General features: G+C 69.6%; 6 protein-coding genes and 1 pseudogene. 4 read left to right on the top strand and 3 right to left on the bottom strand.

Going from position 1 to position 8740, the window contains the following annotated elements; all coding sequences use genetic code 11:
• Nucleotides 1–482: carboxypeptidase-like regulatory domain-containing protein (locus ACWDU1_RS25040; protein ID WP_450002061.1), on the bottom strand; the 482-nt coding region annotated here is incomplete at its 3' end.
• 222 nt (nucleotides 483–704) lie between these two features.
• Nucleotides 705–2147, bottom strand: a pseudogene (locus ACWDU1_RS25035) (MFS transporter); the annotation flags it as partial.
• Nucleotides 2148–2304: 157 nt separating this feature from the next.
• Between ACWDU1_RS25035 and ACWDU1_RS25030 the strand changes: the two are divergent.
• A complete protein-coding gene (locus ACWDU1_RS25030) occupies nucleotides 2305–4389 on the top strand; it encodes a serine/threonine-protein kinase (protein WP_450002059.1) in 2085 nt (694 codons plus the stop codon).
• Between the two features lie 48 nt (nucleotides 4390–4437).
• Here the strand turns inward: ACWDU1_RS25030 and ACWDU1_RS25025 are convergent, their stop codons facing one another.
• Nucleotides 4438–5097 carry a TetR/AcrR family transcriptional regulator gene (locus tag ACWDU1_RS25025; RefSeq protein WP_450002057.1) on the bottom strand — a complete coding sequence of 220 codons (660 nt, stop codon included), beginning with the start codon at nucleotides 5095–5097 and terminating at the stop codon, nucleotides 4438–4440.
• A gap of 177 nt (nucleotides 5098–5274) precedes the next feature.
• On the opposite strand from ACWDU1_RS25025, the gene ACWDU1_RS25020 reads away from it, so the two are divergent.
• The 3 genes from ACWDU1_RS25020 to ACWDU1_RS25010 are packed head-to-tail and all read left to right on the top strand — an operon-like array spanning nucleotide 5275 to nucleotide 8695.
• Nucleotides 5275–6144: a hypothetical protein gene (locus ACWDU1_RS25020; RefSeq protein WP_450002055.1), complete on the top strand. Its 870-nt coding sequence runs from the start codon at nucleotides 5275–5277 to the stop codon at nucleotides 6142–6144.
• Nucleotides 6141–7175 (top strand): isopenicillin N synthase family dioxygenase, encoded by a 1035-nt coding sequence (locus ACWDU1_RS25015; RefSeq protein ID WP_450002053.1) that lies wholly within the window; start codon nucleotides 6141–6143, stop codon nucleotides 7173–7175. The genes ACWDU1_RS25020 and ACWDU1_RS25015 overlap by 4 nt, the downstream gene beginning before the upstream one ends.
• Nucleotides 7176–7180: 5 nt before the next feature.
• The gene (locus ACWDU1_RS25010; protein WP_450002052.1) at nucleotides 7181–8695 is read left to right on the top strand and encodes a purine-cytosine permease family protein; all 1515 of its coding nucleotides are present in this window, start codon (nucleotides 7181–7183) and stop codon (nucleotides 8693–8695) included.
• Nucleotides 8696–8740: the final 45 nt, after the last annotated feature.

Here is an 8740-nt window from a genome sequence, read left to right as displayed (position 1 = left end):
GGACGCAGCAATACCTCGACGCGAGCGGTATCACGGCCGGTGACCTGCACCGATACCGCAGTCGGGTGGTACCCGAAGGCACTCACGGCCAAGGTGAACTCGCCCTCCGGCAGACCGCCCAGCCCGAAATGACCGGCCGGATCGGATTCCGCGGCCGCCATCACCTCGCCACGGAGATCGAGCGCGGTCACCGTCGCGCCCACGACGGGGGTGCCGTCGCCGGTGCGCGACACCGTGCCCTCCAGGCTGGCGAGGGTGGTGAGAGTGACGTCGTAGGACACCGGGTTGCTGCCCAGCACCGCCGTGGACGCGTCGGGTCGCCGCCCTTCCGCGGAGGCGATCAGTACATAGGAACCCGGTTCCGGGGCGGCCAGTTCGTAGAACCCGTCCGGCCCGGACAGCGCGCGGCTCAGTTGCCGGCCCGACGGCGAGATCAGGGTGAGTGTCGCACCCGCGACCGCGGTCCCGCGGCCGTCGTACACCCGGCCGAACAGCACCGATCCGTCACCGGCCGGCTGCGGCGCGGCAGCGCCGGCAGCGCCGGCTCCGTTGTGCGCCGCCGCAACGGCGGCCGGGGCCTCGGGCGCGGCATGCCGCGGTCCCGGCGCGGCGTGACCGGCCGCGGCCTCGTCCACCACGCGTTCGGCCTCCACGGACAGACCCGCCGGCGCGGCCGGTACCGCCTCGGACACCGCGTGTGCCTCGGCCTTCGCGAGGTCGGGCCGGGCTCCGGCGACCGCGGCCGCCGTGGCGCGTTTGGCCGTGGGGATGGTGAGGGCGATCAGGGCGGCGGCGATCGCGACGCCGCAGCCGATGAGGATGCCCACCGTGAAACCGTTCTCGGTGGGAACGGTCACGCCGCCGGCGAAGGTGGTGCTCATCTCCGCCAGCACCGCGCCGATCGCGGCGGAGGCAACCGAGGTGCCGATGGCGCGCATCAGGGTGTTGAAACTGTTGGCCGCCGACGTCTCGGTCACCGGCACCGCGCTCATGATCAGCGCGGGCATGGCACCGTAGGCGAACCCGACACCGAGGCTGATGACGATCGCGCCGATCATGAGGCCCCACGGCTCGCCCATGAGCGGCACCGTGACGCCGTAACCCGCGGCGATGATGACCGAGCCGAAGACCAGGGTGACCTTGGGGCCGGCCAGCGCGGAGAGTTTCGCGCTCAGCGGCGAGGCCAGCATCATCATCAGCCCGCCGGGCGCCATCCACAGACCCATGGCGACCATCGACTGTCCGAGGCCGTAACCGGTGGCCTCCGGCAGCTGCAGCAGCTGCGGGAAGACCAGCGCCTGGGAGAACATCGACATACCGATCACGATCGAGGCGGCGTTGGTGAGCAGCACCCGCGGCCGGGCGGTCACCCGCAGATCGACCAGCGGGTCGCGCATCCGCAGTTCCCACACACCCCACACCAGCAGCACCGCGACCGCGGCGACGAACAGCGAGAGGGTCGTGACACTGGTCCAGCCCCAGCTCGCGCCCTTGGACACCGCGAGCAGCAGGCAGACCAGCGCGGCGCCCAGGCCGATGGCGCCCAGGAAGTCGAACCGGCCGCGTTCGGCCCGGGGCGGGGTGGACGGCACCACCATGAAGATCAACGCACCGGCGACCACGCCCAGCGCCGCGACGCCCCAGAACAGGTAGCGCCAGCTGCTGTATTCGACGACCGCCGCCGCCAGCGGCAGGCCCAGCGCGCCACCCACACCGAGGGAGGAGCTGATGAGGGCGATACCCGAGCCGAGTTTGGCCGGCGGCAGCAGATCACGCAGCGCCGCGATACCCACCGGGATGAGGCCCACGCCCATGCCCTGCAGACCGCGGCCGACGATCATCGGCCACAGGGACGAGGACACGGCGCAGATCACCGAACCGGCGATCAACGGCACCACCGACCCCACCAGGACCGGCCGCTTGCCGAGAAGGTCGCCCAACCGGCCGGCGACGGGTGTGGTGACCGCGCTGGCCAGCAGGCTCGCGGTGACCACCCAGGTCGCGTTCGAGGGTTCGGTATCCAGGATTTCCGGCAGCTGCCCGAGCAACGGCATCACCAGGGTCTGCGTCAGTGACGCCACGATCCCGGCGAAGGCGAGCACCGCCAGTACCGCCGCGGGGCGGACGGCGGGTTCGGTTTTGGTCACGAGCCTGCTCCTCAGCAAGAATGAATTCAGTCGATGTGCATAATACACATAACATGCATGATGCAATCTAACCAATTCGGACAGTCCCCGCGGTTGGCAGCGCGCCGTGATAGCCAGCACAATCTGGTGGCCGATGCCGAGGGCCGGGGAGGACACGATGGATCAGGCGACGGGTGAGCCGTTCGGCCGCTACCGATTGCTGGCGAAGATCGGTGAGGGCGGGATGGGCCAGGTGTTCCGCGCCTACGACACCGTGACCGACCGCACCGTAGCGATCAAGGTATTGCCCGCGCATCTCGGCGCCGATACCGGCTACCGGGAGCGCTTCCGCCGGGAGGCCCATGCCGCGGCCCGGCTGCGCGAACCCCATATCGTGCCGATCCACGACTTCGGCGAAATCGACGGCCGCCTCTTCCTCGAAATGCGGATCGTCGACGGTATCGATCTGAAGGCCGTCCTGGCCCGCACCGGACCACTCACCCCGGACCGGGCCGTACATATCGTCGAACAGATCGCGGCGGCCCTCGAAGCCGCCCATGCCGACGGCGTGGTGCACCGCGACGTCAAACCCTCCAACATCCTGCTCGCCGAACACGATTTCGCGTATCTCATCGATTTCGGAATCGCCCGGGCGACCTCCGATACCGGGCTGACCACCACCGGCACCACCATCGGCACGGTGGCGTATATGGCCCCGGAACGGTTCTCCGCCGGGCGCGCGGATGCCCGCTCGGATGTCTACGCACTCGCCTGCGTCCTGTACGAATGCCTGACAGGAGGCACACCGTTCCCCGGTGACGCCCTGGAACAGCAGATCGCCGCGCATCTCACGGTCGACCCACCCCGCCCTTCGGCAACCCGGCCGGACCTGCGGCCATTCGACACGGTCATCGCCCACGGAATGGACAAGGACCCCGACCGCCGCCCCGCCACCGCACGTGAGCTCGCGGTCGCCGCACGCCGGGCACGCGACCACCTCGCGGGCGGGCAGCCGAGTCTCACGGCCGCCGACCCGGATCCGGCGCACTACTCGCGGACCGCCGCCACCGCCGTCGCTCCGCTGCCCGCGCCCGCCGACGCGCCGATGGGGCGGTCGGCGGACCGGTCCGGTTCGGAATACGCCGGCCTGGGAGCCCTCGCCGCCGCGGTGCCCTTCGTCGCGGCCGGTATCCCCGCCGCCGAACTGCCATCGGCCGCTTCGCGCGCCGCTCCGGCACCCGCCGGCCCGCGCAACCGGTTCCTCGTCGGCTACGCGCTCCTCGTCCTGGCCCTGGTGATCGTCGTCATCGTGGCGGTCGCCACCGCCGGTCCCGACAAGAAAAAGCCCGCCGCCGAGGTCACGGCGACTTTCGATATCGACCGTCCGGCCTACGAAATCGCGGTGGACCCCGCCGCGCGGACCCTGTACCTCTCCGACGGGAGCGACGGCACGGTGTCGGCGGTCGATATCGCTACCCGCTCGGTCACCGGAACCTTCGAGATCGGGGAGAAGGTCCGCAAACTCGCTTTCGACCCGGGATCCGGCGTTCTGTTCGCCGCCGGGGAGCGCTCGGTCACCTTCCTGGATCTCCCCAATCGAGCCGTCGCCGCCACCGTGCCCATGGCGTGCACGCCCACCGCCCTGGTACCCGATCCGGAGTCGGGCGTCCTGTATGTGGTCTGCGCGGCCGGCGTGACCGTCGTGGACAGCCGGACGCGCGCCGTGGTCGCGACGGTGCCGGTCGACGGCGGCTACGACGCCCGGGCCGCCCTCGACCCCGCCCTGCACGCCCTGTACATCACCACCGACGACGGCCTGGCGGTTCTCGATACCCGCACCCGCGCCGTCACCGCCCCGATCCTGCTGGAGAAGTACTCGCACCCGATCGATATCGCGGTCGATCCGGAGACCCATACGATCTGCGCCACCGTGATGACGGACCCGCCGGACAGCTCCGGTGACGAACGCTCCGCCACGCTCATCGACGGCAACTCCCGCGCGACCACCGCGACCCTCCCGGTCGCGGGGAACGCGCTCGATATCGCGATCGACCCGACGACCCACACCGCCTACGTCGTGAACTACGACAACGTCGTCGTCATCGACCTCACCACGAGCACCGAGATCACGGTGGTCGACCTGTACTCGCTGACGAGCAACTACACCGAGGATGTCGCGGTCGATACCGCCACCGGTACCGCCTACATCACCCACGGCGATGCCGAGCGCGCGGCCGTCACCGCGGTCGGCAGGGTGTCGTGACCGAACCGGAAATCGCGTACATATGGTCGAACGGCAGGCGGCGCGAGGTCAGGCCGCGAAACGCTCGGCCGCCGTACGCGCGGCGGTGATCTCCGCCGCGCGGCAACCCAGGAGCCGCAGCACACCCTCGGCCACCCCCGCGGCGACCCCGTCCACATCCCGTTCACCCTCTGGCGGCCGGGACTGGATCACGCTTTCCACCAGTCCGCAGACCAGCCGGGTGGTCAATTCCTCGGAGCCGGCGCGGCGGCCGGTCCGGGTGATGAGATGACGGTAGGCGCTCCACAACTGGTCACGATGACCGCGAACTCCGGCGAAATGGTCACCGGTCACCTCGGGAAGCAGGAACAGCGCCCCCATATTGTGCGGGTCCTCCAGGAGCACCCGGACATCGGCGTGGCAGAGCGCCCACAGTCCGGCTTCCGGCGGGATATCCGCCTCCCGTAGCCGCGCCGCGACCGTGAGCGCGGGCCGGACCGTCTGTTCCAGCAGGACGGTGAGTATTTCCTCTTTACCGCGGAAATGGTTGTACACCGACGCCTGCCGGATACCGGCCGCCTCGGCGATGGCCCGGGTGCTGGTGGCCGCGTATCCGCGCCGCCCGAACAACCGCGCCGCCGCCGTGAGGACATCGGCGCGGGTATCGGAACCCGATCGCGAGGGCCCGCTGGCGCGTGGTCGTCCGACGCGGCGCTTCGGTGCTGTCACGGCTGTACTTCCCACCTCCGTCACCGTCCGATCCTCGCATACCGCCCAGGTCGCCGAAACGTACTCGTAACCGGAGGCCCAGGGCGCTACCTACGGTGAACAGTGCGGTGACCCGCACGACTCGACCCTGCCGCGTAATTACTGTCAGTTGACCGTAATTACGGAAGGGCGCCGGCGATGACGACCGCGAGACCCCTGCCCGGATGGCCCCACCAGGCCCCGGCCACCGCGCGAATTCCCGGATCCGGTGAGCTCACCGGGGTCTGGCGGCGCACCTGCCTCGAATGGATCGACGGCACGCGCGACACCACCACGGCCGTGACCTGGCTGCAGGCGGGCCGGCACTACGCCGACCTCCGCCGGCCCGCGGACCGGCCCGATTTCCGCGCTGTGTCCTGCCTGCGGGACCTGACCCGCCCCCACCTCGAATGGATGTCCCGCCAGGAGGGTTTCGCCGGGACGCTCGCCACCGACCCCGCGGATCCGGCGGTTTTCACCTGGGCGCGCAGTATGGATATCGAACCGTTCCACGCCGTCCCCGATACCGGGACGCTGCATATGGAGGCGGACACCCTGGTCGAACGCGGCCGACTCCAGCCGTATCTCGAACACTGGCAGCGCGACACACCGAGCGACGCGCTGCCGGCCGCCGCGCTGACGCTCGTCGAACGCGCCACCGGACGTCACGGCTTCCTGCTGCGCGCCGGCGCCGACTACGCCTACGTACGCGACCGGCCACCCGTCCGGGACCACGGGCCCGACCTGCCCCGCGCCGTCGCCGCGGCGGACCGGGAGCACGCCCAGGATCTGGTCGATATCGAGATCTCGATCGGCCGCGTCCGCGACGGCTGGCCGATCACCCATTCCAGCCTGCCGTTCCGCGAGCACAGCCGGCTCGACGTGCGGCTCGACTCCGGCGCGGCGCTGCTGCACACCCGCGATATCAGCGCCTCCGGTGCGGCGCTGGTCCGCGTCTGGACCGTCGCCGATGCCGACGGCGATCTCCGCAACTTCCCCCGATCCGGCAACGAAAGGCCCCGCATATGACCGGCACCACCGATTTCGCCGCCCTCCCCGTTATCGATATCGGCCCGCTCGTCCACGGCAGCGGCGAGGACCGGGCGGCCGTCGCCGCGCGACTCGGCGACGCGGCCCGCACTGTCGGCTTCATGTACCTGACGGGAACCGGGATCGGGCAGCCGCTGATCGACGCGCTACAGGCGGCGGCCACCCGGTTCTTCGCACTGCCGACAGCCGAGAAGATGGCCGTCTACATCGGAAATTCCACGAATCACCGCGGTTACGTCCCCGAGGGCGAGGAGGTGTTCGCCGGCGGTGGGGTGGACAAGAAGGAGGCCTACGACCTCAGTTTCGATCTACCGGCCGACGATCCGCGCTACCTCGCCGGAAACCCCCTGCTGGGCCCCAACCAATGGCCCGACCTGCCCGGTTTCGCCGAGACGGTATCCGCCTACTATTCCGCGGTTTTCGAACTCGGCCGGATCGTGCTCCGCGGTTTCGCGCTGGCCCTGGGCAAACCGGATACCTACTTCGACCACTACGTCACCGAACCCCCGTCGCAGCTGCGCCTGCTGCACTACCCGGAGGATCTCGACGCCGTCGACAGGCTGGGAATCGGCGCGCACACCGACTACGAATGCTTCACCATCCTGAAACCGACCGCCCCCGGTTTGGAGGTGCTCAACGGCGCCGGGGAATGGATCGACGCCCCACCGGTACCGGACGCGTTCGTCCTCAATATCGGCGACATGCTGGAGTTGTGGACCAACGGCGAATTCGTCGCCACCACCCATCGCGTCCGCAAGGTCACCAGTGAGCGGTATTCGTTTCCGCTGTTCTTCAGTGTCGACTACGACACCGTCGTCGAGCCGCTCCCGGAATTCGTCACCCCCGAACGCCCCGCCCGCCCACCGCTGATCGCGGGCGAACATCTGCACGCGCAGACCGCGCAGAGTTTCACCTATCTCCGCAACCGCCTCGCCGAAGGCGATCTCAGGCTGCCCGACGGCGCGCTGGCCCTGTCCTCGTTCGGCCATACCGCACGCCTTGGAGCCTGATCACGATGTCCACCGAAACCACCACCGCCGCTGTAGCCGCCCCGCCCGCCGGACCACCGGTCACCGCCCCCGCCCCGCAGTTCTTCGCCGACCGGATGGGCCGGATCGAACGCTGCGGGATCGAATACATCCCCGAGGAAAACCGGAAATCCACACCCCGCAACCTGACCGCGATCCTGTTCGGCAGCAGTCTCGCGCTGAGCGTCATCATCATCGGGGCGTTCCCGGTGACCTTCGGGCTGAGTTTCGGGCAGGCCGCGACCTCCGTCGTCGCGGGCACGCTGCTGGGGGCGATCCTGCTGGCCCCCATGGGACTGATGGGTCCGCGTACCGGCACCAACAATCCCGTGGCGAGCGGTGCCTTCTTCGGCGTCGCGGGCCGGCTGATCGGTTCCCTGCTGGAGGCGACCGCGGCGCTCGCGTTCGCCGCACTCAGTATCTGGACCGGCGGTGACGCGCTGGCGGGCGCCCTGGTCACGGTTTTCCATCTCGACGACACCACCGTGCCCCGGCTGATCGCCTACGCCGTACTCGCGGTGATCGTCACGGCCATCTCGGTGCTCGGTCACGCGAATCTGGTCGCCGCCCAGCGCTTCATGATCCCCACCGCGGGACTGTGCCTGCTGCTCGGATTGTTCGCCTACGGCGGCGATTTCGACCCGTCCTACGCGGGGACCGGCGAGTACGCCTTCGGGTCGGCGACCGCTACCTGGATGGCATCGTTCCTGATCACCACTTCGACGATCTCCTCCCTCGGCCCCTACGCCGGGGACTGGACGCGCCATATCGCGCCACGGCTGCACAGCGACCGCGCGATCACTCTCGCGCTGTTCGTCGGCGCCCTGTGTATGGGCATCCCCATGCTGTGGGGCACCTTCACCGCGACAGCCGTACTGGGCGGCGGCGCGGTGACGGCCGAGGACCCCTACGTTCTCGGACTGGTCGCGGGTGCGCCGGCGTGGTTCGTCCCCGCCGTCCTGTATCTGGGTCTGGCCTCGGGCACCGCCCAGGCGGTGATCAACACCTACGGGACCGGACTCGACACCTCCTCGATCGTTCCCCGGCTGAACCGGGTCCAGGCGACCCTGGTCGCGTGCGGGGTATCGGCGGCGCTGGTTTATATCGGGCACTTCTATTCGGCGATCGTCGCGGGTATCAGCGTGTTCCTGCAGGTACTCACGTGTTTCTCGCTGCCCTGGATCGTGATCGTCGCGATCGGTCACTTCTACCGCCGCGGTTACTACGACGTGGCGGCGCTGCAGGTGTTCAACCAGGGACGCCGCGGCGGGATCTACTGGTTCACCGCCGGATTCAACCTGCGCGGGCTCCTGGTCTGGATGGTGGCGGCGGCCGTCGGACTGCTGTGTTCGAGCAACGCGTGGTTCATCGGACCGGGCGCGCAGTTGTTCGGCGGTATCGACCTCGGGTTCCTCATCGCCGGAGTGCTCGCGGCCGTTCTGTATCCCCTCGCCCTGATCCGATATCCCGAATCGGCGGAGGTGTTCGGCGCGCCGCGGTAGCGGAATCCACGGCCGGCAGCGGTGGTGCGGCGGCCGGTCCGCCGC

This window comes from Nocardia sp. NPDC003345 (assembly GCF_053589395.1).
The sequence above is the reverse complement of the archived record's forward strand: the minus strand, read 5'-3'. Positions and strand labels throughout refer to the sequence as shown.